The following is a 25,227-nucleotide window of genomic DNA, read 5'->3' on the forward strand; positions in this document are numbered from 1 at the left end:
AGCCTAGCCGCGGCTTCGCCGGATCATGTAATTGTCGTAGGTGGCTTCACAGACCTGATGCCACTGATATTGCTCGTTGCGGAACGCCGTCATGGAGTCGTTCAGGGCCTTGAACTTGTCGTTCTTGGCCGCAACCTCCGTAAACAGCTCATTGGTGGCCTTGAAGCAGGCGTCGAGGATGTCGGTCGAGAACGGCCGAAGCTGGGCGCCGGCCGCGACCAGGCGCTTGATCGCCTGCGCGTTGCGCGCGTCATATTTCGCCGTCAGGTCGGCGGCGACCTGTGCGGCCGCGATCGTCATCATGTCCTGATAGACTTTTGGAAGCTCCGCCCACTTCGCCGTGTTGATGTAGAGAAAGCCATTGGCGCAGCCTTCCCACCAGCCGGGATAGTAGTAATAGGGCGCGACCTTGAGGAAGCCGAGCTTCTCGTCGTCATAAGGGCCGATCCATTCGGCGGCATCGATCGTGCCTTTCTCGAGCGCGGGATAAATATCCCCCGGCGGAATCTGCTGCGGCACCACGCCGATGCGGGCCAGCACCTGCCCGGCCACGCCGCCGACCCGGAATTTCAGACCCTTCAAATCATCGAGCGTCTTGATCTCCTTGCGGAACCAACCGCCCATCTGCGCGGTCGTGTTGCCGAACGGCAGGCCGTAGATGCCGTAGGGCTTGTAGAGGTCGTTCATCAGGTCGAGCCCGCCGCCATAGGCGAGCCAGGCATTCATTTGCCGCGTGTTGAGCCCGAACGGCACGGCAGTGCCGAACGCGAACGCCGGATCCTTGCCGATGTAATAGTAGGACGCGCTGTTCCCCATCTCGACGGTATTGTTGGCCACCGCGTCGAACACTTGAAAGGCCGGCACGATTTCGCCCGGGCCATACACGCTGATCTGGAATTTCTGCTCCGACAGATCCGCCATGGCCTTGCTGAACATCTCGCACGCGCCATAGAGCGTATCGAGGGATTTTGGGAACGACGTCGTCAGCCGCCAGCGCACGGTTGGACCGGACTGTGCGATCGCGGGCGCGCTGACAGCCGTTGCGGCGGCGGCAAGACCGGCGCCCTTGAGAAGGTTCCTGCGGTTCATGGCCCATCTCCTGTTTGGATCGGATGCGAAACCAGTAGTATCAGCCGCAGCACGCCCCCTTCTCCCTGACGTCGCGACTTGCATCGTTGCGGTCAGGCGGCAAATCCATCGCCGGATTCTCGGCGAAGAAGCCGTTCGGCTTGAGGGCGAACCCAACATATTCGACCGGCATGACCGGAAAATCCTCGGGCCGGCAGACATGGGTAGCGCCAAAAGTGTGCCAGACCACGATGTCCTCGTTTTCGATTCCGCGGTTCTGCGCCACGTATTTCGGCAAACCGTCGCCGCCGGCATGCTGGTTCGGGAATTCGCCGCTGGCATAGCGTTCGTCAGGCGCATAGCGCGTGACCCAGAGGTGCTTGGTCGCAAAGCCGCCGCGCGCGGTCATGTAGCAATTCTCCTGCGCCAGCATGACCGGCGCCGCGTGCGCCAGCAGCTTGTACCCGGTCGGCCCGCCGACGCTGTTGGTCTGGTTGGGATTGATGATCTTCCAGTAGCGCCCGGTGCGGCCGTCGGCCTCGCGGGCGGCATCCTGTTCGCACGCGAGCGTTCGCGCTGTGGTGTCGAACACGTTGCCGTATGGATTGTCCTTGCCGAAGGGCCGTGGCTTGAACTCGTGCTCGGTGACGCTGTTGCGCTCGCCATCGACCATCATGTGCAGGCGGGCGTTGAAGAAGTGCTGGTGCGTCGGACCGCCCAGCCCTTCCGCGACCATGCCACCCCAGGGATAGGATTGACCGGGCGCTACCGCCGCGGTCTGGATAATGCCGGTCAGCTTGACTTCAAGCTGGATCGTGCCGTCCTGATAGAAATACCAGTAGAAGCCGTAATCATAATTGCCGACGGTCGTGAAGAACGAGATCACGAGACGGCGGGAGCGCCGCACCTCGAAGGTCTCGTTGCGGAATTCATAGTGCTTCCAGAGGATGCCGTAATCCTCCTCGTGCAGGCAGATCGCGTTCTTCATGACAGACGGCTTGCCGTAATCGTCGGCGACCGGAACGTCGAAATAATGGATCTGCCCAAGGCAATCGCAGCCAAGCTCCAGCGCATTGGCGAGCTTGCCCAGACCGTACTCGCCGGCGTCGAACGCGCACTTCCAGAAATGGTTCGCGGTCGGATCGGCGTAGGGCACGATCATGTCGCTGACACTGGCCCTATAGATGATCGGTCGCTCCCGTCCGCTGTCGTTGAAAGCGATCTGATGCAGCACGAGGCCTTCGCGCGCGGTCCAGCCGACGCGGAACGACCAATTCTGCCAGGAAACCTTCCAACCCTCGACGGAGAAACCGGGACCGTCTTTCTGCACGATGTCGAGCGGCTTGACGTCCTCGCGCATTTTCGGGATCGACGCGCGATCATAGTTGCGAGACCGCTTCGGGATCGGAACGATTTCCGGCTCGTCCACGAGCTGCACGACCTTGTCCTCGATCAGATCGACCAGCGCGACCACCCCCTCGATCGGATGGGCATAGCCATTGTCCTTGATATCGCGGCGCCAAAACGAAACCCCACTGACAAGCCTCCGGCCTTTCTCGACGTCCCGGTCGAAGTAACCGGCTGAGAACGGATCGACCTGGACCAGCTCGATGTCTTCGTCCGTCAGCCCGCGACGCTTCATTGCGTGTCGCCATCCGGCATCACGCTTGACGATGTCGCCAACCTTGAACACTTCCTCGATCGTGACGGGGGGCTGGCCATAAGGATGCGCCTTGGTCGGATGCTCGCGCCATGTCGTCACCTGCCGTGACCCGAGATCGACGGTCGCGACATGGGTCGCCCCGGTCTTGCAGTCGAACAGCGTGACCGCCGCCTGCCTCGGCAAATTGGTGCCTGGTGTCCAACCCAGGATGTCGGCCTTGGCCGGTTCCTCGAGCTGGACGTGGGAGAAGCGGGTATCCGCGCCAAGCTGCTTGGCGTCGCGCAGCAGTTCAGACGCCAGCGCGACCTCGGCCTCGCTGAGCGGATCGAGGGGATGCGTTACGGCCGTACCGCCCGGTTCTCTCGTCAGGTCCATATTCACACCTTGCAACATTGGACCGCACGTTAGGGTAACCAGGGTGCACCGTCTTGAATGAACCTGCCAGCTTTTCGACCTTGCCAGCCGGCCCGAATTCGGGCGACGGTGAGCTATCACCCTGTGGAACCGCATCCGCGATGCCGATCAGCGTCTCGACAGACCAAATCCACCCCGCCGAACGCCAGGCGTTTTGGACCGAGTCGATCTGTCGATCATTCGCCCATATCGAGACCAGGCCGATCGGCCCGACGCGGGTCAGCGGTCACTTCGAGTTCGTGGAACTCGGAAGCGTCAAGCTCGTGCGTTTCGACAGCAGCCCGCAATGCTACAGCCGCGACGCAAGGCTCGTGAGCAAGGCGGGCTCGGACGAATTCATGTTCGATTTTCAGCGTCGCGGCCGAAGCTCGATGGCGCAGGCCGGTAACGAAGGCACGATCGAGCCGGGATATGGCGTACTCTATGACGCGCGGCGGCCGTTCGAGGACCGGCTCGATGGACCCGAACAGCGTTCCGAAGTGCTGATCGCAACGGTTCCCGCCGCGACGCTGCTCCGGATGTTTCCGCAGGCCGAGCGGCTATGCGCGAGACCCGTCCCTCTGTCCGGCGCCATCGCGCGCTCGATCGCGGCGTTCATTCGCGCTGCCATCCGTCTGTCGGATGCGCGGCCAGGCCAGCACGAAACGGATATCGTGGCTTATCTGTCGACCCTGCTGCGCCTCGCAACCGGTGACGACCACGGGCTTACCCGCACTGAGCTATTCGGCCTGATCGACACTTATCTGAGAGGCAACATCGCGGCGAATCGACCGGCCCCGGCGATTGCGGCCGCATTCGGCGTATCGGAACGAACCTTCCATCGTGTCTTTGCCGACCAGCAAACGACGTTTGAACGCCACGTGCTCCAGCTGCGTGTCGATCACTTTCGAGACCTGCTGCAGCAACCTGCCCTGTCGCAAACTTCAATTGCGGCGCTCGCCATGCTGTGCGGTTTCGCTGACGGCGCGCACGCGACCCGGACGTTCAGGAGTTTCTTTGGCGTCACGCCGCGGGATTTCCGCGGCGCGATGTCAGCCCAAACTCAGATCGGATAATGCTGCGGGCCGGTCTCGATGGTGATCCAGCGCAATTCGGTGAATTCGGCGATGCCTGCCTTGCCGCCGAAACGGCCATAACCGGACGCCTTCGTACCGCCGAACGGCATTTGCGCTTCGTCGTGTACGGTCGGGCCATTGACATGACAAATGCCCGACTCGATCCGCTTGGCGACCTCCATGGCGCGGGCGATATCGCGGCCGAACACCGCCGCTGACAATCCATATTCGGTGTCGTTCGCGACCCGCACCGCCTCATCCACACTGTTCACGCGCACGATGCTGACCACTGGACCGAACGATTCCTCGCCATAGATCCGCATGACAGAGGTGACGTGATCGAGCACGGTGGCCGACATCAACGTCCCCTCCGACCGGCCGCCGGCCACAACGCGCGCGCCCTTAGCTACCGCGTCCTTGATCAGACCCTGGATGCGGTCGACGGCATCAGCGCCGATCAGCGACCCCAGCGGCGTGCCGCCCTTGCGCGGGTCGCCCGCCACCAGCGAGTCGGCCTTGGTCGCCAGCTTGGCGACGAAGGCGTCGGCGACCTTGTTGTCGAGCACGATCCGCTCCGTCGACATGCAGATCTGTCCCTGGTTCATGAACGCGCCGAAAGCGGCGGCGGCGACCGCGGCATCGATATCCGCATCATCAAGCACGATCAGCGGCGCCTTGCCGCCGAGCTCGAGCAGGGCCGGCTTGAGATACTTTGCTGCCGTCTGGGCGATGATGCGGCCGACGCGGGTCGAGCCAGTGAAGTTGATGCGGCGGACCGCCGGATGCGCAATCAGGGCCTCGATCAGATCAGGCGCATCTTCCGGCGCGTTGGTGATGACGTTGACCACGCCGGGCGGCAATCCCGCATCGCGCAGGCACTCTGCGATCAAACGGTGGGTGCCCGGACAGATTTCCGAGGCCTTCAGAATAACCGTGTTTCCGCATGCGAGCGGCAACGCCACGGCGCGGACGCCGAGGATCACGGGCGCGTTCCAGGGCGCGATGCTGAGCACGACGCCGGCCGGCTGCCGGACCGCCATCGCGATGCAGCCCGGCTTGTCCGACGGGATCACCTCGCCCGAAATCTGCGTCGTCATGGCGGCGGCTTCGCGCAGCATCCCCGCTGCAAGCATCACATTGAACCCGGCCCAACCGGCGGTAGCACCCGTTTCAGTCGCCATCAGTTCGATGAACTGCGCCGTCTTGGCTTCGAGCGCGTCGGCCGCCTTGAGCAAAATCTTTCGGCGCAGGCCCGGCCCGGTCGCCGACCACGCCGGAAACGCGGCCGCGGCTGCATCGGCCGCGCGTTTGGCATCGGATATCTGCGCGGCGGAAGCGCGGGTAGCGACTTCGCCCGTGATGGGGTTGAGGCGATCGAACGTGACGCCGTCAACAGCCTGAACGTCCTGGTTTTCGAGCAGCAGACTGATCTGGTTCATGGCGTGATCCTCCGTGTTTTCAGGTTATGTTCGTGAATTTCAAACCGCGCTTGCGACAATTCCGCCGAGATAGGCGCGCTGTACGGCATCGTTGGACATCAGCTCGGTCCCCGTGCCGCTGCCGGTGATCTTGCCGTTCTCGATGAGATAGCCGCGATCGGCGATGGCGAGGCTTTCGCGCGCGTTCTGTTCGACCAGCAGCAGGCCGACGCCGCTCTCGCGCACCTTGCGCAGGCTTGCGAACAATTCGCGCACCAATAGCGGCGACAGGCCGAGCGAGGGCTCGTCAAGCAGGAGAACGTCCGGATTGGACATCAGCGCGCGGCCGATCGCGACCATCTGCTGCTCGCCGCCGCTCATGGTCCGCACCGTCTGTCCGAGCCGTTCGCCGAGGCGCGGAAACAGCGCCAGCACCCGCTCCCGCCGCGCCGCCTCCCCGTCACGGGCGCGCTTCGGATTGGCGCCGAGCAACAGGTTTTCCGCGACCGTCAAATCAGCAAAGATGCCGCGGCCTTCCGGCACCAGCGCCAGACCTGCCTCGACGATCTCATGCGCCGGAAGACCTGCGATATCGCGCCCCGAAAGCGTGACGCGCTTGCCGGGCAAGCAGGCCACGATGCCGGCGATGGCCTTCAGCAGAGAGGTTTTCCCCGCGCCATTGGCGCCGAGGATGACGACGATTTCGCTGCGGCCCACGCTCAAGCCGGCATCCGTCAGCGCCCGGTGCTGGCCATAGGCGACGCTGATGTCCGCGACCTCAAGCATCTGCTGGCGCTCCCAGGTAGGCCTCGATGACGGCGGGATCTGACAGCACCTTGTCCGGCGTCCCCTCGGCAATCTTCCGGCCGCTGTTCATGACCACGCAGCGATCGCAAAGCGAGCGGATCGCGTCCATGACGTGTTCAACTAGCAGGATCGACAAACCCTCCTCTTTCAACGAGCGGATCAGTGCGATGCCGATCAAAAGCTCGGAAGGATTGAGTCCGGCCAGCCATTCGTCGAGCAGCAGAAGCCGCGGCTTCAGCGCCAGCGCGCGCGCCAGCTCAAGGCGCTTACGGTCGATATAGGTCAGCTCGGTCGCCATGCGTTGATCGGAGTCTTTCAATCCGACCCGCTCCAGCAACCGGGTGGCGGCAGCGTCCATTTCGCCGCGTGCGAAGCGTGCCGGATGAAAAGCGAGACCCGCCCTGACATTCTCGGCACAGTTCATGCCGTCGAGCACGCGCACCAGCTGGAAGGTTCGCCCTAACCCCAGGCGCGCAATGCGATGCGTCGCCATCCCCGCAATATCGTGCCCGGCGAAGTGGATCGCGCCGGAATCCGGACGCAGCACGCCCGAGACGAGATTGAGCGCGGTGGTCTTTCCTGATCCGTTTGGCCCCAGCAGCCCAACGATCTCGCCGGACCCAACCGTCATATCCAGCCCATTGACCGCAACAAGGCCGCCGAACGCCCGGACCAAGCCTTTGATGTCGAGAACGGTTGAGCCTGCGGCCGTCATGCCTTGGCCCCTTGCTCAACGCGCTGTGGCCGCCACTGCCGCCGGAAATTGTCCCACAGGCCGACGACGCCGGCGGGCAGCGCGTACACGATCAACAGGAAGATGACTCCCATGATCAGCGTCGAGGCGGTCGGAAACCGCGCCGCCAGGAACTCGAACAGCAACGTCAATGGAATGGCGCCGAGCGCCGGCCCCCACAGCCGGTGCGCGCCGCCCAGCAGCGCCATGATTACGACTTCGAAGGAAATCGTGGCGTTGAAGGCGATCGACGGCTCGATGTAGGTCCAGCGCGGCGCCATGATCGCGCCGACCAGCGTCATGAACACGGCGCTGATCGTGAACAGCGTCACCTTGGCGACGGTGACGTTGATCCCGCAATGCTTGGCGACGGTTTCGTCCTCGCCGATGATGCGCAGCGCAAAACCGAGCCGCGAGCGCGCGATCAGCCAGCCGATCACGAACACCGCGACCGCCAGCACGAGAAGCTGCCAGTAGATGTCCTTCTGGGTGATGTCGACGAACACGTAACGGCCGAGCACGCGGGACTTGTTGACTTCGAACCAGATCACGAGCTGGCGAATGAGTTCGGCCAGCCCGAACGTGAAGATCACGAAATGCAGGCCGCTGAGCCGCAGCGTCGAAAGGCCCACGACAACGGCCATCACGGCGCCGATCGCGGTCGCGATCAGCAGCACCAGGGGCCAGGGCAGCAGCTCGCCGAGCACCGCCACCGTATAGGCCCCGACCCCGAAAAACGCTGTCGTCGCCAGCGAGACATAACGTGTCGGTCCGGAGAACAGGCCCCATGCGGTCGCCAGCACGGTGAATTGCAAAAGCCCGATCGCGAGTGCGAGGTAATAGGCATCGACGTACGTCGGCAGCAGCGCCAGCACGGCAAGACCAGCACAGGCCGCGAGCGCGGCAGCAAGGCGCATTGCGCTCATCGCTGTGCCCTCCCGAACAGGCCGGCGGGCTTGACCAGCAGCACGCCGAGGAACAGCGCGAAATTCACCGCCAGCGTCAGGCCCGGATCGACGAAGGTTGCGACCAGCGATTCACTCAAGCCCAGCGCCAGCCCGGCGACGAGACAGCCGAGCAGATTGCCGACACCGCCCATGACAACCACGATCAGCGCCTTCATGGTGAAGATCACGCCCGATGACGCGCTGAATGTCAGGAACATGCTGATCAGGACGCCGGCCGCCGCCACCAGCGCCCCGCCAAGCGCGAAGGCAAACGCGGAAGTCCTGACCACATCGATCGCGACCAGCTGCGCGGCCATCGGATCGACCGCAACCGCGCGGATGGATGTGCCAAGCCGGGTGCGCGTCAGCGCCAGATACAGTGCAAGCCCGACGGCAACCGCGAGACCGAACGCGATCAGCCGGTTCAATGCGAGGATTTCACCGAACAGGCTGACCGGGATCGCCAGGAAGGAGTAGCTGAAGTACGCGCCGCCGAACATCGACAGCATGATGCCCTGCACGATGAACATCATGCCGAAGGTCGCCAGGATGCTGTCGACTTCGAGTGCGCCCCGCGTCCTTGCCCGGCGCACCAGTGGCGTGAGCAGGACGCGGTACAGCAACAGGCTCACGCCGAAGCCGGCGGGAATGACGAGCGCCAGTCCAAGTAACGGGTTCAATGCCCATCCCGTGAACAGCCAGTAGGAGGAAAAGGCTGCCGCGACGAGAAACTCGCCGTAGGACAGGTTCATGATCCGCGCCACGCCATATTGGAGCGTCAGCCCCATGGCGATCAGCGCGTACATGCCCCCGAGCATCAGGCCGGTGAAGATGGCGTTCGTCATTGCTCAGTGCCGTCTGGACCAATCGCCGATCACGGCGCCTTCCATGCCGGCTTCGGAATAACGGGCGTACGCGCGCCCTCATTGGTGGCCGGTGCGACGCCGTAGAATTCGCCGTCCTGCCACTGCCCGACCCACCAATATTTGGTCGGCAGGTTGTTCTCGAACTTGACCTTGCCGATGATGGTGTCGAAGGTCCCGGTCTGCAGATCCTTGATGACGGCCTCTCGGTCGATCTTGCCGACGCGTTCGATCGCCTGCTGCAGCATCTGGAGGCTGGCGTAGGTCACCGCACTGGCCCAGCGATCCGGCTCGGCGCCGTTCGCGGCTGACGCCTTGTGGCGCGCCAGATAATCCTTGATCGGAGCGCTGTCGCCGCTCCAGCCGCCGATCCCCATCACGCCTTCCGCATTGGCGCCGAACTTCTGCTTGAACAGCGGGAAAGCAGTACCGACGCCGGTGTAGAAGATTTTTGGATTGAAGCTGGCGATCCGCGCCTGTTCGGTAATCCCGAGCGTATCCGGCGGATAGCTGAAGGCGATGAAGACATCCGGGTTGAGCGCCTTGACCTCGTTGACGATCGGGCTGAGGTCCTGGGTGCCGACCGGATAGGTCTTGTCATAGGCCAGCTTGAAATTGGCTTTTGCCAGCGCCGGACGCGCGGCGCCGGACAGGTCGATGCCAAAACCGTCGGCGACGCTGACCATGGCGACGGTGTCGCCGATCTTGCCTTCGGTGCGCAGCTTGACCAGCAGATCCACCAGCGTGTTGGCGGCGCCGGCGCTGGTGCCGAGCAGCCAGAAGCTATTGGGCCAGCGCTTGGCCAGTTCAGGCGCGCGATCGGTCACCGCCGTGGATGCGAGGTGCGGATAGCCGGCCTTGTTGAGGATCGGCCCGACCGCCAGATTGAGGCCGGTGCCCCAAGGCGGCAGGATGAAGTCGACCTTGTCCTGGGTGATCAACCGCTCGAGCGACCTCGCCGCTTCTTCAGCGCTGGAGCGATCGTCATATTGGACAACCTCGATCGGCACGCGCTTGTCGCCGAGCTTCAGGCCGCCCGCGGCGTTCACCTCCTTCACCCACATTTCGTAGTTCGGCAGCGTCGTCACCGCGGCGCCGCCGGCATTGGGGCCGGTGCGCGAAAGCGCGTAGCCGATCTTGACCGAGCTCTGTGCCAGCGCCGGCCCATCGGCTGCGAAAAGGGCCGCCCCGGTGACGGCGAGTAATCCCGCTGCGAAGCGGGTGACTGATGACCCCATGTTCTCCTCCCAGAGACTTTTGCGTCCATCGCCTTGGAGCGGCGTGCGACCCGATGCAGCCTATGGGAGCATTGTCAGCATAGAATTGGACGCATCCGGGGATTGATTGTATCCTTCCGTCAGAGGGTGCCCGCAACAAGCGGTAGATTGTCACGGTTGGAGTGAGCCATGCAGTTGGGTTCGGGGCTGGAAGCCTTAACGGAGAAGCCGATTCCGGCCCTCCATGCGGAGCGATTTTCCGCCAGCCTTGCGCCGGCAAAATGGGTCATTCGTCAGCGCGGACTTCGCCGTTCCCACCTCTTGGCGATCGAGGCGCGGCGTGGCGCCGTTGCGCTGCGCGGCACCCATGTGGCGTTCGAGGCGCCTGCACTGCTGTGGCTGCCGGCTGATCTCGAGGGCGATCTGCAGGTCGAAGCCGGCGCGCAAGGTTATCTGATCGCAATCTCCGAAGATTTTCTCACCAAGACCGTCGCTGGCAGCGCCGAGGCGCTTCACCTCCGCCGCACCATCGACCGGCTGGTGCTCTTGAAGGCGGGACAGGTCGGCGAAGCTTTCGATGCCGTGGTCCATGGCTGCGACGCGCTGGTGCGCGAACTGCATTCTCCCGGGCGCGGCACCGCGACGATGACGTCATCGCACGTGCTGCTGCTTTGCCTGCATCTGTGGCGCTCCGTCATCTCAGGCGAACCGCCCGACGAAGCCGCGCACCGAGGTGACGGCACCCGCCTGGTCGGAAATTTTCTCCAGATGGTCGAATTGCATTACCGCGATGGCTGGCAGGTCGCGCGTTATGCGGCCGCACTTGGCGTGACCGAGGACAAGCTGCACGCCCACTGCAAACGCGAGAAAGGCGTCAGCCCACGCGCCGTCGTGCATCTGCGACTGATCAAGGAAGCCTGCACGCGCCTGCAGCAGCTCGATCTTCCGGTCGAGCAGATCGGTTACGGTCTTGGATTTCGTGATCCCGGTTATTTCAGCCGGTTCTTTCGCAAGCACCAGGGCGTTTCGCCGGGCGTCTACCGGCGGCGTTCTCGACTGGAGCAGATGCGGCGCGGCGCGTCCTACGCGGCGTGGCCGTAGGACATGAAGATTAGAACGGGTGAACCGAGAGCGAGCTGAACACGATGGCCGCGATGAGCGCAAACGAGCCGTAGAGCGCGGCGGTATGGAATCCGGTTCCGGTCCGGCGGGACAGGGAACGTGCATAGAGGTGCAGGCGGGCTTCCGCCGATAGTTCGCGCATTGTCGATCTCCAACGCAGCATGGGATGCATATGGAATATCGTTCGCGGCAACTTGCAAGCGGGCGCGAAAAATAGTGATACGGCCCCTCCTGTGGACTCACTTTCCAGTGAAAAATTCTCTCGTCCCAATTCCGGTGAGAATTTTATTCGGGCCGATTTGAGCGAATTGGAACCCGCAGCGCTACGATTGTACCCTCATCAATAAACGTCCTGCTGGAACCTGCCCTTTTTCTTGAGTTCCGCAACGAACAAGACAGCTTCGTCGGTTGACCTTGCGCCGAACTGGGCGACGATATCGACCAGCGCGCGCTCGACGTCCTTGGCCATCCGCTTGGCGTCGCCGCAGATGTAGACGTTGGCGCCCTCGGCGAGCCACGTCCACACTTCGCGGCCGACTTCGCGCATGCGGTCCTGCACGTAGAACTTCTTGTCGCCGTCGCGCGACCACGCCAGCGACAGCCGCGTCAGAAGCCCCGACGTTTTCATCGCGTTGAGTTCGTCCTGGTAGAAGAAGTCGCAATCGCTGCGCTGATGGCCGAAGAACAGCCAGTTCTTGCCGGGCGCCCCGGTGGCGCGGCGATCATGCAGGAAGGCGCGGAACGGTGCGATGCCGGTACCCGGCCCGATCATGATGATCGGAATCCTTGGATCTTCCGGCAGCGCGAAGCCGTGGGCCTTCTGTACATAGACCTTGACCTCGTCGCCGGGCTGGATCCGTTCGGCGAGAAAGGTCGAGGCAAGGCCGAGCCGCCTGCGCTTGTTGATGACGTAGCGAACGCAGTCCACCGTCAGCGAGAGTTTTCCAGGCGTCGCATTGTGCGAGGAAGAGATCGAATAGAGTCGCGGCTGCAGCGCTTCCAGCGCTTCGACGAAGGCTTCGGGATGCGGCCGCACATTGGGAAATTTCTGCAGCACCGCCATCACGTCGAGCGTCGCGGCATCACCGTCGGGATCTTCACCCTGCGCCAGCGCCCTCGCCTTCTCGCGCTGCGCGCCGCCGGTGAGGTAGGAGATCAGTTCGAACAGCGAATCCGGCGCCGGTGCCAGCGAGACGTCGTCGAGCAACACCTCACGCAAGGTCTTGCCGCGGACTTGGGTGGTGTGCGAGGCGCCGAGCAAGGCAATGATCTGATCGACATTGCCGAGATCGTTGCGGGCGAAGATGCCGAAGGAATCGCCGACGACATAATCGAGCCCGCAGCCCGACAGGTCGAAGTCGATATGCCAGGTTTCCTTTTCCGATTGGCCCTTGTTGAGCAGATAGCGCCCGAGGAATTTCGCCGGCGCGGGATTGTCGCGCGAGCGGCCCGGTTCTGCGACGACCGCGGGCGCGGCAGCGGCTGGCGCTGCGGCAGCCGCCAATGATAGCGCCGCCGGTGCCTTGTCGATTTCCTCATATAGCGATTTCAGCATCCGGGCGGTTTCCTTGCCGCCGGGAACGCAGAGATTGAGCCGCGCTTCGGTCTTGCCGGCGATCGCGTCCGAATAGTCGTTGCAATTGTAGCCGCACTGGCCGCAGTCCTGTTGCGCCATCGCCGCCATCATCCGCCGCCGCAGCGGGCGGCCCTCCGCGAGTTTCATGCGGTCCGCGATCGGCATGGTCTGCTCGTGCCACGGCGCGCCGTCATCGACATCGCCGCCGTCCATGACGGCAGCGCCCTGCTCAGCCGAGAGCGGCGTCGGCGCATCCGACAGCAGCCCGGCAAAGAATCCGTTCAGCCACGAGCGCTGCGCTTCGGAGAACGGCGCGCTGGAGGGAATGATCTCGATCTTGGGTGGCGGCGTGATCTGGTTCATGAGGACACTTTCACGAAGATTTTTGGGCTTCGGCCAGCTTGCGCAGCGTCTCGCCGTCATGGCGGCGCGCAAATGTCAGGAAGGTTTCATCGGGCAAAGCGCGATGCGCCAGATAGGCCTTCAGCAGCCGCTCGACATAGGCCGGCACGTCCTCGGCCGTGACGTCGCGAAACACCTCCTGCCCGACATCGGCGTCCGGACCGAATCCGCCACCCGTGAAGACATGAAAGCCATCGACCGTGTCGTCGGTATCGCCGACCGGGATGCGCGCGCCGATCATGCCGATATCGCTGATGTAATGCTGCGCGCAGGAATGATGGCAGCCGGTGAGATGGATGTTGATCGGCGTGTCGATCGTCACCCGTGGTTCGCACCAATCAGCAATCCTGGCGGCCGTGCGCTTGGTGTCGGCAAGGCCGAATTTGCAGCCCGCGCGGCCGGTGCAGGCAATCAGGCCGGCGCGGAGTTCAGAAGTCCCGATCGCAAGCCCGATCGCCTCGATCGCGGCCGTAGCCAATGCGATTTTGTCGTCGGGCACACCCGGAATCAGCAGGTTCTGCCAGACCGTCAGGCGGATATCGCCGTCGCCGAGATCCTGCGCGATCCTGGCGAGGCCGCGCATCTGCTCGCAGGTCACTTTGCCGAGCGGCAGCGCGACGCCGATCCAGTTCAAGCCATCCTGCTTCTGCTTGTGCACGCCGATATGGGCGGTGCGGTCGAATTTGGGCCGTGGCGCCAGCGCCTCCGCCGGCACGCGCGTAAAGGCGTCGCCGAGTTTCTCCTCGACCAGCACAAGGAATTTTTCCATCCCCATGCCGTCGATGACATATTTCAAACGCGCCTTGAGCCGGTTGGTGCGGTCGCCGAGATCGATGAAGACGCGGACGATGGCATCCGACACCCTGGTCGCATCTGATGGCTTGACGATGATGCCAGTATCGGCGGCAAAATCCCGGTGGCCGGTGATGCCGCCGATGCCGAGCTTGAACCAGACACCAGGCTCGACGCCAAAACCGTCTTTCACTTCGACGGCGGAAAACGCGATGTCGTTGGTGTCTTCCAGCACTGCGATCTTGCCGGCGCCGTCGAAGGCGACGTTGAACTTGCGCGGCAGTCCCGTCAGCGAGCGGTCGTTGAGGACGTGATAGTGCCACTCGCGGGCGTATTCGCGGGTGTCGAGAATTTCCTGCGGATCGATCCCCGCCGTCGGCGTCCCCGTGACGTTGCGGATGTTGTCGGCGCCGGAGCCGCGCGAGCACAGGCCGAGGTCCTGAATGCCTTCGATGAGTGCCACGGCGTTCTTCGGCGGAATTTCGCGAACCTGCAAATTCGCCCGCGTGGTGACGTGGCAGAACGGGCCGCACAGCTGTTCGGCGAGGTCAGCCATGCCGGCGAACTGCCAGTGCTTCATGATGCCGTTCGGGATCCGCAGCCGGCACATGTAAGAGTCCTGCGCCGGTCCTACATAAAACAGGCCGTAATAGCGCCAGCGGAAATTGTCCGCCGGCGACGGCCTAGCATCGACCAGCGCCTGTTGCTTCAGCCGCGGATAGACATCGAACGGATGCTCCTCGCGCTTCCACTTTTCCTGCTCGACGAGCTTCTTGCCGGCGGCGGTAACCCTGTCCTGCGCCTTGATGTGCGCCGCCTCAGGTCCGCTCGGCTCGGCATTTGCCTTGCCCGAACCGCCGCCGAGCCCGCGCCCGACCCGGCTGATCTGCAGGCCGGTAGTGAAGCCCTCGAGGTAGCGCTTCTGCTCGTCGGTAAAGTCGACTGTGAGCGTTTCCATTTTCATCTGACGTGACGAAGCTCCTGCGGCCACGATCGGTGGCGTCAACGAAAGGGTTTGACCGTTTGGAACTCGGCGCAGCCGCGGTGCCGGGCTTTTGCTCCTGTTCGGTCCGACCAGCCTCGTTGCTGCGGAAATCCATCTTGGACGTTGGGCCGACCGACATCCGCGTCGGTTTGGCTGCACTGCAACATACAAGTTGCGTGCCAAACCGATTTGGTGAAAATTGTAAGAAAGATCAGAGCGTTGGGAGTTGGCTGATGAAACTCTGAAGCTAGCTTCACAGCTACTTGGAAGGCATTTGGCCTAACAATTAGGCAATCAGTACCAGTGCCTAATTTTGCTTCAGCCGAGTCAGGCTGTCACGGCTTCCAGCGTCCGATCTCGAACGCCGCGAGATGTCCGGCGATATCGTCGGGCGTGAAGGCGGGACCGGCAAACGCGCCGACCGCATCCGAACCGTTGCCGGACTTGCCCGGCTGTCCCAAGGAATGTCCCACGGCCGCGTCATAGAGATCCGGCCTGAACACCCCCATGGCGGTCTTGAGCGCGTCCGGCCGCATCGCCGTCTGTCCCCAGCGCACCATCTGGGCATAGAGCCAGGCGGCCTGTGCGGGATCGGGCCGCGCGGCCCCCTCGCGTCCGACCAGCAGATAGCGGCTGCTTTCGCGGATCTTGCCGTCGGGGGAAATCTTCAACCGGCCATCCAGCGTCCGCAGGATCACTTCGGCATTGACGCCGATATATTCCGGCCTTGCGAGGATATGCGCAGCCTCGCTGCGATTGTCCGGCTGCTCGATGAATTGCGCGGCACGCGAGGCGGCCCGGATCAGGGCCGCCAGGACTTCCGGATTCTTGTCTGACCAGCTTTGCCTGACCGCGAGCACCTTTTCCGCGGCACGCACCAGGATGTCGGAGACGAAATGCAGGATGTGACCGACGCCGAGATCGACGGCCACCGAATTCCAGGGCGCGCCGACACAGAACGCATCGACATGGCCGTTGGCCAGGCTGTCCACCATGTAGGGCGGCGGCAGCACCACCAGATGGACGTCCTCGTCGGGATCGACCCCACCCGCCGCCATCCAGAACCGAAGCTGGTAGTTATGGGTCGAGAACGGAAACGTCATGCCGAACGTCAGCGGCTCCGCGCCGGCCTTGCGCCGTGCGGCGACCACCCGGGCCAGCGCCTGCGCCGTCACCAGCGGATTGCGCGCATCACCGTCGATCTCGCCCATGATCGCCGCATGCAGCGCCGGCGAGATCGTAATCGCATTGCCGTTGAGCCCGAGATTGAACGGCGCGACGATCGGCACCTTGACGTGGCCGAGGCCGAGACTCGAGGCGATCGCAACCGGCGCCAGCAGATGCGCCGCGTCGAAATGGCCGATATTGAGCTTGTCGCGGACGTTGGACCACGACACTTCCCGCGTCAGCGTGACATCGAGCCCTTCGGCGGCAGCAAAGCCCTTGTCGACGGCAATGATCAGCGCAGAGGCGTCAACCAGCGGGATGAAGCCGATATGCAGCGGTGTCGTCATTTCAGCAGCTCCGACGCGGTCAGGATCGACTGTGCGATCTCGCCGATTTTCTTCTTTTCGCGCATCGCGGTCGACCGCATCAGCACGTAGGCCTCGTCCTCCGTGAGGCCCTTTACCTTCATCAGGATCCCCTTGGCGCGGTCGATGACCTTGCGTTCCTCCAGCGCGGATTTGGTTCGGTCGAGCTCGTCCTGCAGCTTGGAAAAGGCATTGAAGCGCGAGATGCAGAGGTCGAGGATCGGCTTGATCCGCTCCTTCTTCAGGCCGTCGACAATATAGGCGGAGACGCCGGCATCGACGGAGGCTTGGATCGAGGCGGAGTCGCTCTGGTCGACGAACATCGCGATCGGGCGGCGCACGGCGCGGCTGACCTGGAACATCGCCTCCAGCACGTCGCGGCTGGGGTTTTCCAGGTCGATCAGGATGACATCCGGGTCTTCGGAATAGATCCGCGCCAGCAGGCTCTGCATTTCGCTGATATGGACCACGCGGGTAAAGCCCGCCTCCCGCAGCCCCTCTTCGAGAATGGCCGCGCGGATCGGGCTTTCGTCGACAATGACGATTTTCGGTGACGACTCAGCGCTCATCGATCAACTCTTAACCCGGCGGGCCCATCCATAGCACGTCATGGTCCCGCGCAAAGCCTTGTAATTGTGGGCAATTGGGACTAGCTCGTGCTGATCAATCAGGCAGATAAGATATGCAACAGGCCGCAGCGCCCAAGATCAGCTTTGTTTCATTGGGATGCCCCAAGGCGCTGGTGGATTCCGAGCGCATTATCACGCGGCTGCGGGCCGAAGGCTATGAACTGGCGCGCAAGCATGACGGCGCCGACATCGTTATCGTTAATACCTGCGGGTTCCTGGACAGCGCCAAGCAGGAATCGCTCGGCGCCATCGGCGAGGCGATGGCGGAGAACGGCAAGGTCATCGTCACCGGCTGCATGGGTGCGGAACCCGAGCAGATCGAGGCCGCCTATCCGGGCGTGCTCTCGATCACGGGTCCGCAGCAATATGAGAGCGTGCTGGATGCGGTGCACCGGGCGCTGCCGCCGGTCCATAATCCGCATCTCGACCTGGTGCCGCCACAGGGCGTCAAGCTGACGCCGCGGCACTACGCCTACCTGAAGATTTCCGAAGGCTGCAACAATCGCTGTAGTTTCTGCATCATCCCGAAGCTGCGCGGCGACCTGGTGTCGCGCCCGGCGGGTGACGTGCTGCGCGAGGCAGAAAAACTGGTCGCTGCCGGCGTCAAGGAACTGCTTGTGATCTCGCAGGACACGTCGGCCTACGGCGTCGACATCAAATATGCCGAGAGCCCGTGGCAGGACCGCCAGGTCCGCGCCAAATTCTTCGATCTCGCAAAAGAACTCGGCGAACTCGGCGCCTGGGTACGGCTGCAGTATGTCTACCCCTACCCGCATGTCGACGAAGTCATCGGCCTGATGACCGAGGGCAAAGTTTTGCCCTACCTCGACATTCCCTTCCAGCATGCGAGCCCGGAAGTGCTCAAGGCGATGAAGCGGCCGGCGGCGCAGGAAAAGACGCTGGCGCGGATTAAGAAATGGCGCGAGCAATGTCCGGACCTGACGCTGCGCTCGACCTTCATCGTCGGCTTCCCCGGCGAGACCGATTCCGACTTTGCCTATTTGCTCGACTGGCTCGAGGAAGCCGAGATCGATCGCCTCGGCTGTTTCAAATATGAACCGGTCGCCGGCGCGAGCTCGAATGCGATCGGCAGTCCCGTGCCTGACGAGATCAAGCAGGAGCGCTGGAACGCGCTGATGGCGCGGCAGCAGAAGATTTCGGCGCGGCGGCTGAAGCGCAAGGTCGGCACGCGGCAACAGATCATCATCGACGAAGTCGGCCCGACCGTCTCGAAAGGCCGCTCCAAGGCCGACGCGCCCGAAATCGACGGCGCGGTTTATGTTTCCAGCCGACGGCCGTTGCGAGTCGGCGAAATCGTCACCGCCAAGATCGAGCGTGCGGATCAATACGATCTGCACGGCAGTGTCGCGGGGTTCTGACCCTTCTGCTCAAGTCGACAGCCAGGCCGGCACCCATCGTTCGGGCCGGGGTGCGCGGACAAGGTCGGCTCGCGCCTCGGCAATTGCGACGGGAACGTCATTGATCGCCGGACGCGTCTCATAGTCGAAGCGCGGCAGGATGCGGCCATCGGCCCCCATCGAAAACGACATCGAATACCAAAGGCCGAGATCCGGTTTCGCCCGCCACATGCCGTCGCGCAGACCGCGCAGCAACGGTTCAATCGCGATGGCTTCTTCGATCGGCTGGCGGCCGCGATCCAGCACGCGCACCTGATATTGCTGGCCCGCCATCGTGACCTCGAAAATCGTGCGATCCCACGGCGTCTTGCCAGGTGGCCGGCGCGCAACCAGCTGATCCGCTAGCTTCGTCATCGCCGGATGCGTTTCCCAAAACGCCTCGCGATCCCTGCACCATTTCTCCATCCATTGGCCGAAGTCCGGCAGCCCGGTCGGCGGCTCCGTCAAACTCCGGAGGTTCTTGACGCGCAGACGCTTGGCCAACCAATCGGCGAGTTCGTCCGTCTCATCCTCGGCATCTTCGTGCGGGGTGAAGTCGGTCCACACCACATCTTCCTCAAATCGCTGGATTGCGATCTTGGCCAGCAAACCCTCGAGCGAAGCTGCGATGATTTCGTATTGGCCTTCGGAGCCCAGCACCACGATCGGCGCATTCGCAGCGCTGGTGCCGGCCCCGTACCAAGCGCCGACGACCGAGCCTTCCGGCAACCGCGCAAACAGCGCGAACTGGTCGCGCAGCGGGCTGCCGTCGACGATCGGCGCATTATCGGAAAAGTCCCCGACAAGTTCGTAGCAGCCGACATTGCCCCAATCACGCCCCTTGAGCCAGCCCGCGAAATCAATCAGCAATTGCGGGACCTCGATGCCGGGCGGAAATGCCCGGCGGATGCTGTCGATGTCGATGGGATAGGAATAGTCGTCGGACACTGGGATGACCTTGCGCGGTTGATGGGCGTGCCTTGGTCGGCTGCATCATAGAGCCGGTTCAATTGCGAAGCCTGGAATGTGAACCAAGCCGGACCTTCCAGTCACAAAGGGAGACAATTTTCGGATTGGCAGCGCGAGATCGATGATGGCGAGCTTTAACAAGACAGAGATTGGCTTTGGCGCCGTAAAGGCCATGGTGTGTCTGGCGGCCTTGCTCACGGCTATGCCGGCTTTCGCGAAGCCATCGTCTCCCGCGGCGAAGGCCCGAGCCTCGTGCTTCAACGGTGGTAAGGGCACTCCTGACCAGATCATCGCCGGCTGCACCGGCGTGATCGCGGCGAAGGGTACGAAGCCAAAGGACCTTGCTGGTGCCTACCTCAATCGTGGCGCCAACTACCTCGCCAAGAACGACATCGACCGCGCCATCGCCGATTTCAGCGAACTGATCCGGCGCAATCCGAAGCTCGGCGGCGCCTACACCAACCGTGGCGAAGCCTGGCGCCGCAAGGGCGAGGTCGTCAAGGCCATTGCCGATCTCGACCGCGCCGTCACACTCAATCCGCTCGATTCATTCGCGTGGTTCAACCGCGGGATTACCTATAGCGACAAGGGAGAGCCCGAAAAGGCGATCGCCAACTATGATCTGGCGATCCGGATAAAGTCGGACGACGCATGGTACTACAATAATCGCGGCAACTCCCATGGCGACATCGACCAGAACGACCGCGCGATGGCCGACTATGATCGCGCGATCAAGCTCGACCCGCAATTCGCGCTCGCCTATTTCAACCGCGGCACCTTCTATCGCAAGAGCGGCGACGAAGCCCGCGCGCTAGCCGACCTGAACACCTCGATCCGGCTCGATCCCAACTACGCCGCCGCCTACGGCAACCGGGCGCGTCTGTTCAGGGACAGGGGCGACATCGAACGCGCGCTGGCTGATTTCGATCAATCGCTGCGGCTGGCGCCGAGCGAATATCGCGACGCCTATGCCCGCGGCAACGTTCATTTCGACCGTCGCGATTATTCGCGGGCCCTGTCCGACTACGACCAGGCGCTCAAGTGGAATTCGAGATACGCCTCCGCGCTCAATGCGCGCTGCCTGACACGGGCCATTGTCGGCCGGCCGCAGGAAGGGCTTGCGGACTGCGAAGAGTCGCTCAAGCACAGGCCCGGCGATGCGCATACGCTCGACAGCCGCGCCTTCTGCCATCTCAAGCTTGGCCAACTCGATGCGGCGATCGAGGGTTTCACCGTTGCGCTCGACGTCAATCCGAGGCTGGCGAACTCACTGTACGGCCGCGGCATCGCCAAGCGGAAAAAGGGCGATGAGGCCGGTGCAGAGATCGACATGGCCGCTGCCAGGGCGATCAATGCCGATATTTCAGATGAATTCCGCAGCTATGGGATCGAATGATGATGCCCCTCCCCGCTTGACACAGCCGGCCATTCGGCTGTATGGGGCTGCGCCATGACATTGAACCGGACCAACCGCCGCGCAGCTTTCCGTCGTCGCTCTTGCGACGATGATGGGCTGCGCCATGTCCGACGACACCGCTGATCCACTAAGTTCAGCAACGTTTTCGAGAAGGCCGCACCCGAAAAGTGCGGCTTTCTTGCGTTTCGGCCTGCCCTTTCCCCAAAACCCAACGAGGAGTTCGACATGACCAACGCTGCCCAACCGTTCGATGCCCTGATGAACATCACCGCACGGCCGTCCACCGTCTTCGCCAAGGGCGAAGGCGCCTATCTGTGGGACGACAGCGGCAAGCGCTATCTCGATTTCATGCAAGGCTGGGCGGTCAATTGCCTCGGCCATTCGCCGGCCATCATCGCCGACGCGATTGCCGCGCAGGCAAGACTGCTGCTGACGCCGAGCCCAGCGTTCTTCAACGAGCCCAGCCTCAAGCTCGCCAATGCGCTGGTCGCCAGCAGCTGCTTCGACCAGGTGTTCTTTGCCAATTCGGGGGCGGAAGCCAACGAGGGCGCCATCAAGCTCGCGCGCAAATTTGGCACGCTGTACAAGGGCGGCGCGCACGAGATCATCACCTTCGTCGGCGGCTTCCATGGCCGCACGCTTGCCACCATGTCGGCGTCGGGCAAGAAGGCTTTCGAGCCGCTGTTCGAGCCCAAGGTCACCGGCTTTCCCAAGGCGCAGCTCAACGATCTCGATTCCGTCAAGCGGCTGATCTCGAGCAAGACCGTTGCTGTGATGCTGGAGCCGATGCAGGGCGAATCCGGCGTCTGGCAGGCGACCGATCAATTTCTCAGGGAGTTGCGGGCGCTGACCCAGGAGCGCGGGCTGCTGCTGATCGTCGACGAGATCCAGACTGGCATGGGCCGGTCAGGAAAACTGTTCCACTACGAGCATGCCGGGATCGAGCCTGACATCATGACGCTCGGCAAGGGCATCGGCGGCGGTGTGCCGCTCGCTGCATTGCTGGCGACCGACTATGCGTCCTGTTTCGAGCATGGCGACCAGGGCGGCACCTTCAACGGCAACCCGCTGATGTGCGCCGCCGGCCTTGCGGTGCTCGAACATGTCGCAGCGCCGGGATTCCTGAAATCGGTGGTGGACACTGGCCTGTTTCTGGAAAGCGAATTGCAGAAACTGTCGGCGCGCCACGGTCTCGGCAACGTGCGCGGCCGGGGACTGCTGCTGGCGCTCGACCTCAAACTGCCGATCGGCGCCGCGATCGTCGCGCAGGCATTTGCGGATGGCGTGCTGCTCAACTCGCCGCAGCCGGACGCGCTGCGGTTCATGCCGGCGCTCAACGTCACGCGCGAGGAAATCTCGATGATGATCGATTGCCTGGATACGGTGCTGACCCAGATGGGAGCGGCGCGGATGGTGGCGTAGCTATCGTCGTCCCGGCCTTGAGCCGGGACCCATACGCCGCAGCCGTAGTAAGTGCAGGCGGTATCTGCCGGCTTTTTTCTATCGATAGATCACGCGGTATGGATCCCCCGATGTGCAATTGCACATCTGAGCTCAAGGGCCGGGACGACGCTTTTTCCTACGGCCAAAACCTACGGCCGCAAAATAATCGCACCCGTCGTCGCCCTGCCCTCCAGGTCGGTGTGCGCCTTCGCCACGTCCTTCAGCGCATAAGCGTGGTTGATCGGAACGTGCAGTTTGCCGTTGATGACGGCGGCGAACAACGTGTCGGCGCCCTCCAGCAGGTCGCGGCGGGTGCTGACGTAATCGTTGAGTTTTGGCCGCGTCGCAAACAGCGAACCGTGGTTATTGAGCTCGGCGAGCGCGAACGGAGGCACCGGGCCCGACGCATTGCCGAAGCTGACGAACAGGCCGCGCGGTCGCAGGCACGACAGCGAGCCCGGGAATGTGGTCTTGCCGACGCCGTCATAGACGACGTCGCACAGTCCGTTGCGGCTGATCTGTTTGACCCGCGCGACAAAGTCCTCCTCGTTGTAGAGGATGACGTGGTCGCAGCCATTGGCAAGCGCGAGGTCGGCTTTCGCCTTGGTGCCGACGGTGCCGATCACATGCGCGCCGAGCGCCTTCGCCCATTGGCAGGCCAACAGGCCGATGCCGCCGGCGGCCGCGTGGATCAGCACGCGATGGCCGGGCTCGACCTTGAAGGTCTTGTGCAGGAGGTACCAGACCGTCAGGCCCTTGAGCATCAGCACCGCGCCCTGCTCGTAGGTGATGTGGTCGGGCAGCTTGACCAGCTTGTCCGCCGGGATCACGCGTTCAGAGGCGTAGCCGCCGAGATTGAAATAATAGGCGACGCGGTCGCCGGGATGGAAGTTGGTGACACCAGGACCGACCGCTACCACTTCGCCCGCGGCCTCATTGCCGGGGATGAATGGCAGCCCCGCCGCCTTGTAGAGACCGGTGCGGAAATACACGTCGATGAAGTTCAGGCCGACGGCGTGCTGGCGCATGCGGACCTCGCCCGGTCCCGGCGCCGGCACGTCGACGCTCTCATACACCAGGGCTTCCGGACCCCCTACCTTGTGCACGCGCACGGCCTTGACCATCACCTTTTCTCCCTCGGTATCGGCTTCAAGCGCCCCGGCTCGTGGCGGAGCGAAAGCCATCAAGGCCGTAATGTCAACTCGCGGGGGCCTAAACCCGTTGTTTGACGACTTTTTTGCGATTGCGCCGGGCCAGCACGTTGAACAATTCGACCGCGGCCGCGAACACGATGGCGAAATAGATGTAGCCGCGCGGGATGTGGAATTTGAATCCGTCCGCCACCAGCGCCACGCCGATCAGCACCAGGAACGCCAGCGCCAGCATCTTGGTGGTCGGGTGATCGGCCACGAACTTCGAAACCGGGCCCGACGAGACGTACATGATGAAGCAGGCGATCACGACGGCGGCGACCATGATCTCGATATCCTCGGCCATGCCGATCGCGGTGATGATCGAATCCAGCGAGAACACCATGTCGACGACGATGATCTGCATGATCACCCAGAAAAATACGCTCGCGCTCGGCTTGGCCTCGGGCTCGGCCTCGCGCGCCTCCACTTCGGCGTGAATTTCATGCGTCGCCTTGGCGATCAGGAACATGCCGCCGCCGATCAGGATGATGTCGCGCCAGGACAGCGTCACGCTTTTCACGGTCAGCACAGGCTCCGTCAGGCCGATCAGCCACACCAGCACGCTGAGCAACATGATGCGGAACACCAGCGCCAGCAGCAAGCCGATCTGGCGCGCGCGATTGGCCTGCTCCGGCGGAAGCCTTGAGACGATCACCGACAGGAAGATGACGTTGTCGATTCCGAGGACGATTTCGAGCGTGGTCAACGTCAGCAACGCCACCCACGCTTCCGGGCTGGTCAGTAATTCCATCATGCCTTGAACGATTTCAGTTTGCGGATCACGGCATCGCTGCCGGCGACGTAGATGGCGATTGCGCAGAGGCCGACCGTGATGGGAATGCCCACGGCGAAGTCGCAGGCAAGGGTGTAGGCCGCAAGCACGGCCCATGCGGCCAGCAACCACAAGGTCAGCCAGCGCAGGCGCACGACGCGGATCGGATGCAGCACGTGGAACGGCGCGAAGGTCAGCGCGATCAGGACCGCTACGCCAAGAGTGGCAAGCACCGGCGATGGATGCAGCAGAAACAGATAGAACGCCGCGACGTTCCACACCGCCGGAAAGCCGCGGAAATGGTTGTCGGCCGCCTTCATGCGGCGGTCGGCAAAATAGAGCGCGCTGGAGGTCATGATGCCGATGCCGAGCAGCGGCGCCGCCAGCGGCAACAGCAAGCCGCTCGCGGTGATGGCGTAGGCCGGAACGAACACGTAAGTGACGAAATCGACAACGAGGTCGAGCACCTCCCCGGACCAGTTCGGCTGCAGCCGCACCACGTCGAATTTGCGCGCGAGCGGACCGTCGATGGCGTCGATGATGAGCGCGACGCCAAGCCAGCCGAACATGGCGGCCCAGTGCTCGCGTACGGCTTCCAGCATCGCAATCAGGCCGATGCCCGCTCCAAGCGCCGTGAAGACGTGGACGCCGAATGCGGCCGTCCGCATCCGCGTCGTCGCGGGAGGTGCTTTTGGTTCTTGTGTCTGGTCCATTGCTCCGGCAGTGCTTACAGGAATCGCCCCGTTTTGCATATCGGCGCTTGCGGCCTTCCGCCGCGCGAAGCGGCGGAAACATTTAAGAAGGTCAATGACT

General features: G+C 63.2%; 22 protein-coding genes. 5 read left to right on the top strand and 17 right to left on the bottom strand.

From position 1 onward, the window contains the following. Window positions 1-3 precede the first annotated feature (3 nt). Both JQ558_RS08795 and JQ558_RS08800 read right to left on the bottom strand, forming a co-directional pair. Entirely contained in the window at window positions 4-1,089 is a 1,086-nt protein-coding gene (locus tag JQ558_RS08795; protein ID WP_212293399.1) for a TRAP transporter substrate-binding protein, read from the bottom strand. Window positions 1,090-1,129: 40 nt separating this feature from the next. Then, complete coding sequence (locus tag JQ558_RS08800) at window positions 1,130-3,106, bottom strand: primary-amine oxidase (protein WP_212293400.1); 1,977 nt, start codon at window positions 3,104-3,106, stop codon at window positions 1,130-1,132. 140 nt (window positions 3,107-3,246) lie between these two features. Here JQ558_RS08800 and JQ558_RS08805 point away from each other — a divergent pair, with 140 nt between their 5' ends. Beyond that, a complete protein-coding gene (locus JQ558_RS08805) occupies window positions 3,247-4,200 on the top strand; it encodes a helix-turn-helix domain-containing protein (protein WP_212208646.1) in 954 nt (317 codons plus the stop codon). Here the strand turns inward: JQ558_RS08805 and JQ558_RS08810 are convergent. The 6 genes from JQ558_RS08810 to JQ558_RS08835 are packed head-to-tail and all read right to left on the bottom strand — an operon-like array spanning window position 4,188 to window position 10,206. Next, window positions 4,188-5,639, bottom strand: a complete 1,452-nt coding sequence (locus JQ558_RS08810) for an aldehyde dehydrogenase (RefSeq protein ID WP_211996825.1) — start codon at window positions 5,637-5,639, stop codon at window positions 4,188-4,190. The two genes, JQ558_RS08805 and JQ558_RS08810, sit on opposite strands and share 13 nt — an antisense overlap. A 39-nt stretch (window positions 5,640-5,678) precedes the next feature. After that, window positions 5,679-6,404 (bottom strand): ABC transporter ATP-binding protein, encoded by a 726-nt coding sequence (locus JQ558_RS08815; RefSeq protein ID WP_212208645.1) that lies wholly within the window; start codon window positions 6,402-6,404, stop codon window positions 5,679-5,681. Next, on the bottom strand, window positions 6,397-7,140 hold the full coding sequence (locus JQ558_RS08820) for an ABC transporter ATP-binding protein (RefSeq protein WP_212293401.1): 744 nt from the start codon (window positions 7,138-7,140) through the stop codon (window positions 6,397-6,399). Before JQ558_RS08820 ends, JQ558_RS08815 begins: the two co-directional genes overlap by 8 nt. After that, window positions 7,137-8,084, bottom strand: a complete 948-nt coding sequence (locus JQ558_RS08825; RefSeq protein WP_249128215.1) for a branched-chain amino acid ABC transporter permease — start codon at window positions 8,082-8,084, stop codon at window positions 7,137-7,139. Before JQ558_RS08825 ends, JQ558_RS08820 begins: the two co-directional genes overlap by 4 nt. Next, complete coding sequence (locus tag JQ558_RS08830; protein ID WP_249119245.1) at window positions 8,081-8,950, bottom strand: branched-chain amino acid ABC transporter permease; 870 nt, start codon at window positions 8,948-8,950, stop codon at window positions 8,081-8,083. The genes JQ558_RS08825 and JQ558_RS08830 overlap by 4 nt, the downstream gene beginning before the upstream one ends. A gap of 29 nt (window positions 8,951-8,979) precedes the next feature. Continuing rightward, the gene (locus JQ558_RS08835) at window positions 8,980-10,206 is read right to left on the bottom strand and encodes an amino acid ABC transporter substrate-binding protein (RefSeq protein ID WP_212293402.1); all 1,227 of its coding nucleotides are present in this window, start codon (window positions 10,204-10,206) and stop codon (window positions 8,980-8,982) included. Window positions 10,207-10,374: 168 nt separating this feature from the next. Between JQ558_RS08835 and JQ558_RS08840 the strand changes: the two genes are divergently transcribed. Further along, window positions 10,375-11,286, top strand: a complete 912-nt coding sequence (locus tag JQ558_RS08840; RefSeq protein WP_212274691.1) for a helix-turn-helix domain-containing protein — start codon at window positions 10,375-10,377, stop codon at window positions 11,284-11,286. A gap of 10 nt (window positions 11,287-11,296) precedes the next feature. On the opposite strand, the gene JQ558_RS08845 is transcribed toward JQ558_RS08840, so the two are convergent. The 5 genes from JQ558_RS08845 to JQ558_RS08865 form a co-directional block, all read right to left on the bottom strand. Continuing rightward, window positions 11,297-11,449, bottom strand: a complete 153-nt coding sequence (locus tag JQ558_RS08845; RefSeq protein WP_192736006.1) for a hypothetical protein — start codon at window positions 11,447-11,449, stop codon at window positions 11,297-11,299. A gap of 198 nt (window positions 11,450-11,647) precedes the next feature. Beyond that, window positions 11,648-13,246: a sulfite reductase subunit alpha gene (locus tag JQ558_RS08850; protein WP_212293403.1), complete on the bottom strand. Its 1,599-nt coding sequence runs from the start codon at window positions 13,244-13,246 to the stop codon at window positions 11,648-11,650. A 10-nt stretch (window positions 13,247-13,256) separates the two neighbouring features. After that, window positions 13,257-15,041, bottom strand: a complete 1,785-nt coding sequence (locus JQ558_RS08855; RefSeq protein ID WP_212293404.1) for a NirA family protein — start codon at window positions 15,039-15,041, stop codon at window positions 13,257-13,259. Window positions 15,042-15,397: 356 nt separating this feature from the next. Beyond that, window positions 15,398-16,576: a CmpA/NrtA family ABC transporter substrate-binding protein gene (locus JQ558_RS08860; RefSeq protein ID WP_212293405.1), complete on the bottom strand. Its 1,179-nt coding sequence runs from the start codon at window positions 16,574-16,576 to the stop codon at window positions 15,398-15,400. After that, the gene (locus JQ558_RS08865) at window positions 16,573-17,163 is read right to left on the bottom strand and encodes an ANTAR domain-containing response regulator (RefSeq protein WP_212031559.1); all 591 of its coding nucleotides are present in this window, start codon (window positions 17,161-17,163) and stop codon (window positions 16,573-16,575) included. Before JQ558_RS08865 ends, JQ558_RS08860 begins: the two co-directional genes overlap by 4 nt. A gap of 113 nt (window positions 17,164-17,276) precedes the next feature. Here JQ558_RS08865 and rimO point away from each other — a divergent pair, with 113 nt between their 5' ends. Continuing rightward, window positions 17,277-18,602 (top strand): 30S ribosomal protein S12 methylthiotransferase RimO, encoded by a 1,326-nt coding sequence (gene rimO, locus JQ558_RS08870; RefSeq protein WP_212293406.1) that lies wholly within the window; start codon window positions 17,277-17,279, stop codon window positions 18,600-18,602. A 9-nt stretch (window positions 18,603-18,611) separates the two neighbouring features. Here rimO and JQ558_RS08875 read toward each other — a convergent pair whose 3' ends face one another. After that, window positions 18,612-19,568, bottom strand: a complete 957-nt coding sequence (locus JQ558_RS08875) for a hypothetical protein (protein WP_212293407.1) — start codon at window positions 19,566-19,568, stop codon at window positions 18,612-18,614. Window positions 19,569-19,713: 145 nt separating this feature from the next. Here JQ558_RS08875 and JQ558_RS08880 point away from each other — a divergent pair, with 145 nt between their 5' ends. Together JQ558_RS08880 and JQ558_RS08885 are read left to right on the top strand one after the other, a co-directional pair. Next, window positions 19,714-20,985 carry a tetratricopeptide repeat protein gene (locus JQ558_RS08880; protein WP_249142401.1) on the top strand — a complete coding sequence of 424 codons (1,272 nt, stop codon included), beginning with the start codon at window positions 19,714-19,716 and terminating at the stop codon, window positions 20,983-20,985. A 246-nt stretch (window positions 20,986-21,231) separates the two neighbouring features. Then, entirely contained in the window at window positions 21,232-22,428 is a 1,197-nt protein-coding gene (locus tag JQ558_RS08885; protein WP_212293408.1) for an acetylornithine transaminase, read from the top strand. Between the two features lie 170 nt (window positions 22,429-22,598). Here the strand turns inward: JQ558_RS08885 and JQ558_RS08890 are convergent, their stop codons facing one another. The 3 genes from JQ558_RS08890 to pcsA all read right to left on the bottom strand — a co-directional run bounded on the left by JQ558_RS08890 (window position 22,599) and on the right by pcsA (window position 25,127). Continuing rightward, window positions 22,599-23,573 carry a quinone oxidoreductase gene (locus JQ558_RS08890; RefSeq protein ID WP_212208636.1) on the bottom strand — a complete coding sequence of 325 codons (975 nt, stop codon included), beginning with the start codon at window positions 23,571-23,573 and terminating at the stop codon, window positions 22,599-22,601. An 88-nt stretch (window positions 23,574-23,661) separates the two neighbouring features. Then, the gene (locus JQ558_RS08895) at window positions 23,662-24,396 is read right to left on the bottom strand and encodes a TerC family protein (RefSeq protein ID WP_212293409.1); all 735 of its coding nucleotides are present in this window, start codon (window positions 24,394-24,396) and stop codon (window positions 23,662-23,664) included. Next, window positions 24,393-25,127 (bottom strand): phosphatidylcholine synthase, encoded by a 735-nt coding sequence (pcsA, locus tag JQ558_RS08900; RefSeq protein WP_212293410.1) that lies wholly within the window; start codon window positions 25,125-25,127, stop codon window positions 24,393-24,395. The genes JQ558_RS08895 and pcsA overlap by 4 nt, the downstream gene beginning before the upstream one ends. Window positions 25,128-25,227: the final 100 nt, after the last annotated feature.

Origin of the sequence: Bradyrhizobium sp. AUGA SZCCT0160 (assembly GCF_018130105.1) — a bacterium.
In the GTDB taxonomy this organism is placed as follows: domain Bacteria; phylum Pseudomonadota; class Alphaproteobacteria; order Rhizobiales; family Xanthobacteraceae; genus Bradyrhizobium.

What these genes read in the sequence shown, in the direction of transcription:
- JQ558_RS08830 (WP_249119245.1), bottom strand. Translation starts at nt 8,950, where the DNA reads ATGACGAACGCCATCTTCACCGGCCTGATGCTCGGGGGCATGTACGCG.
- JQ558_RS08845 (WP_192736006.1), bottom strand. Translation starts at nt 11,449, where the DNA reads ATGCGCGAACTATCGGCGGAAGCCCGCCTGCACCTCTATGCACGTTCC.
- JQ558_RS08840 (WP_212274691.1), top strand. Translation starts at nt 10,375, where the DNA reads ATGCAGTTGGGTTCGGGGCTGGAAGCCTTAACGGAGAAGCCGATTCCG.
- JQ558_RS08835 (WP_212293402.1), bottom strand. Translation starts at nt 10,206, where the DNA reads ATGGGGTCATCAGTCACCCGCTTCGCAGCGGGATTACTCGCCGTCACC.
- JQ558_RS08895 (WP_212293409.1), bottom strand. Translation starts at nt 24,396, where the DNA reads ATGATGGAATTACTGACCAGCCCGGAAGCGTGGGTGGCGTTGCTGACG.
- JQ558_RS08820 (WP_212293401.1), bottom strand. Translation starts at nt 7,140, where the DNA reads ATGACGGCCGCAGGCTCAACCGTTCTCGACATCAAAGGCTTGGTCCGG.
- JQ558_RS08825 (WP_249128215.1), bottom strand. Translation starts at nt 8,084, where the DNA reads ATGAGCGCAATGCGCCTTGCTGCCGCGCTCGCGGCCTGTGCTGGTCTT.
- JQ558_RS08865 (WP_212031559.1), bottom strand. Translation starts at nt 17,163, where the DNA reads ATGAGCGCTGAGTCGTCACCGAAAATCGTCATTGTCGACGAAAGCCCG.
- JQ558_RS08860 (WP_212293405.1), bottom strand. Translation starts at nt 16,576, where the DNA reads ATGACGACACCGCTGCATATCGGCTTCATCCCGCTGGTTGACGCCTCT.
- JQ558_RS08795 (WP_212293399.1), bottom strand. Translation starts at nt 1,089, where the DNA reads ATGAACCGCAGGAACCTTCTCAAGGGCGCCGGTCTTGCCGCCGCCGCA.
- JQ558_RS08800 (WP_212293400.1), bottom strand. Translation starts at nt 3,106, where the DNA reads ATGGACCTGACGAGAGAACCGGGCGGTACGGCCGTAACGCATCCCCTC.
- rimO (WP_212293406.1), top strand. Translation starts at nt 17,277, where the DNA reads ATGCAACAGGCCGCAGCGCCCAAGATCAGCTTTGTTTCATTGGGATGC.
- JQ558_RS08890 (WP_212208636.1), bottom strand. Translation starts at nt 23,573, where the DNA reads ATGGTCAAGGCCGTGCGCGTGCACAAGGTAGGGGGTCCGGAAGCCCTG.
- pcsA (WP_212293410.1), bottom strand. Translation starts at nt 25,127, where the DNA reads ATGGACCAGACACAAGAACCAAAAGCACCTCCCGCGACGACGCGGATG.
- JQ558_RS08815 (WP_212208645.1), bottom strand. Translation starts at nt 6,404, where the DNA reads ATGCTTGAGGTCGCGGACATCAGCGTCGCCTATGGCCAGCACCGGGCG.
- JQ558_RS08885 (WP_212293408.1), top strand. Translation starts at nt 21,232, where the DNA reads ATGACCAACGCTGCCCAACCGTTCGATGCCCTGATGAACATCACCGCA.
- JQ558_RS08880 (WP_249142401.1), top strand. Translation starts at nt 19,714, where the DNA reads ATGGCGAGCTTTAACAAGACAGAGATTGGCTTTGGCGCCGTAAAGGCC.
- JQ558_RS08855 (WP_212293404.1), bottom strand. Translation starts at nt 15,041, where the DNA reads ATGAAAATGGAAACGCTCACAGTCGACTTTACCGACGAGCAGAAGCGC.
- JQ558_RS08805 (WP_212208646.1), top strand. Translation starts at nt 3,247, where the DNA reads ATGCCGATCAGCGTCTCGACAGACCAAATCCACCCCGCCGAACGCCAG.
- JQ558_RS08810 (WP_211996825.1), bottom strand. Translation starts at nt 5,639, where the DNA reads ATGAACCAGATCAGTCTGCTGCTCGAAAACCAGGACGTTCAGGCTGTT.
- JQ558_RS08850 (WP_212293403.1), bottom strand. Translation starts at nt 13,246, where the DNA reads ATGAACCAGATCACGCCGCCACCCAAGATCGAGATCATTCCCTCCAGC.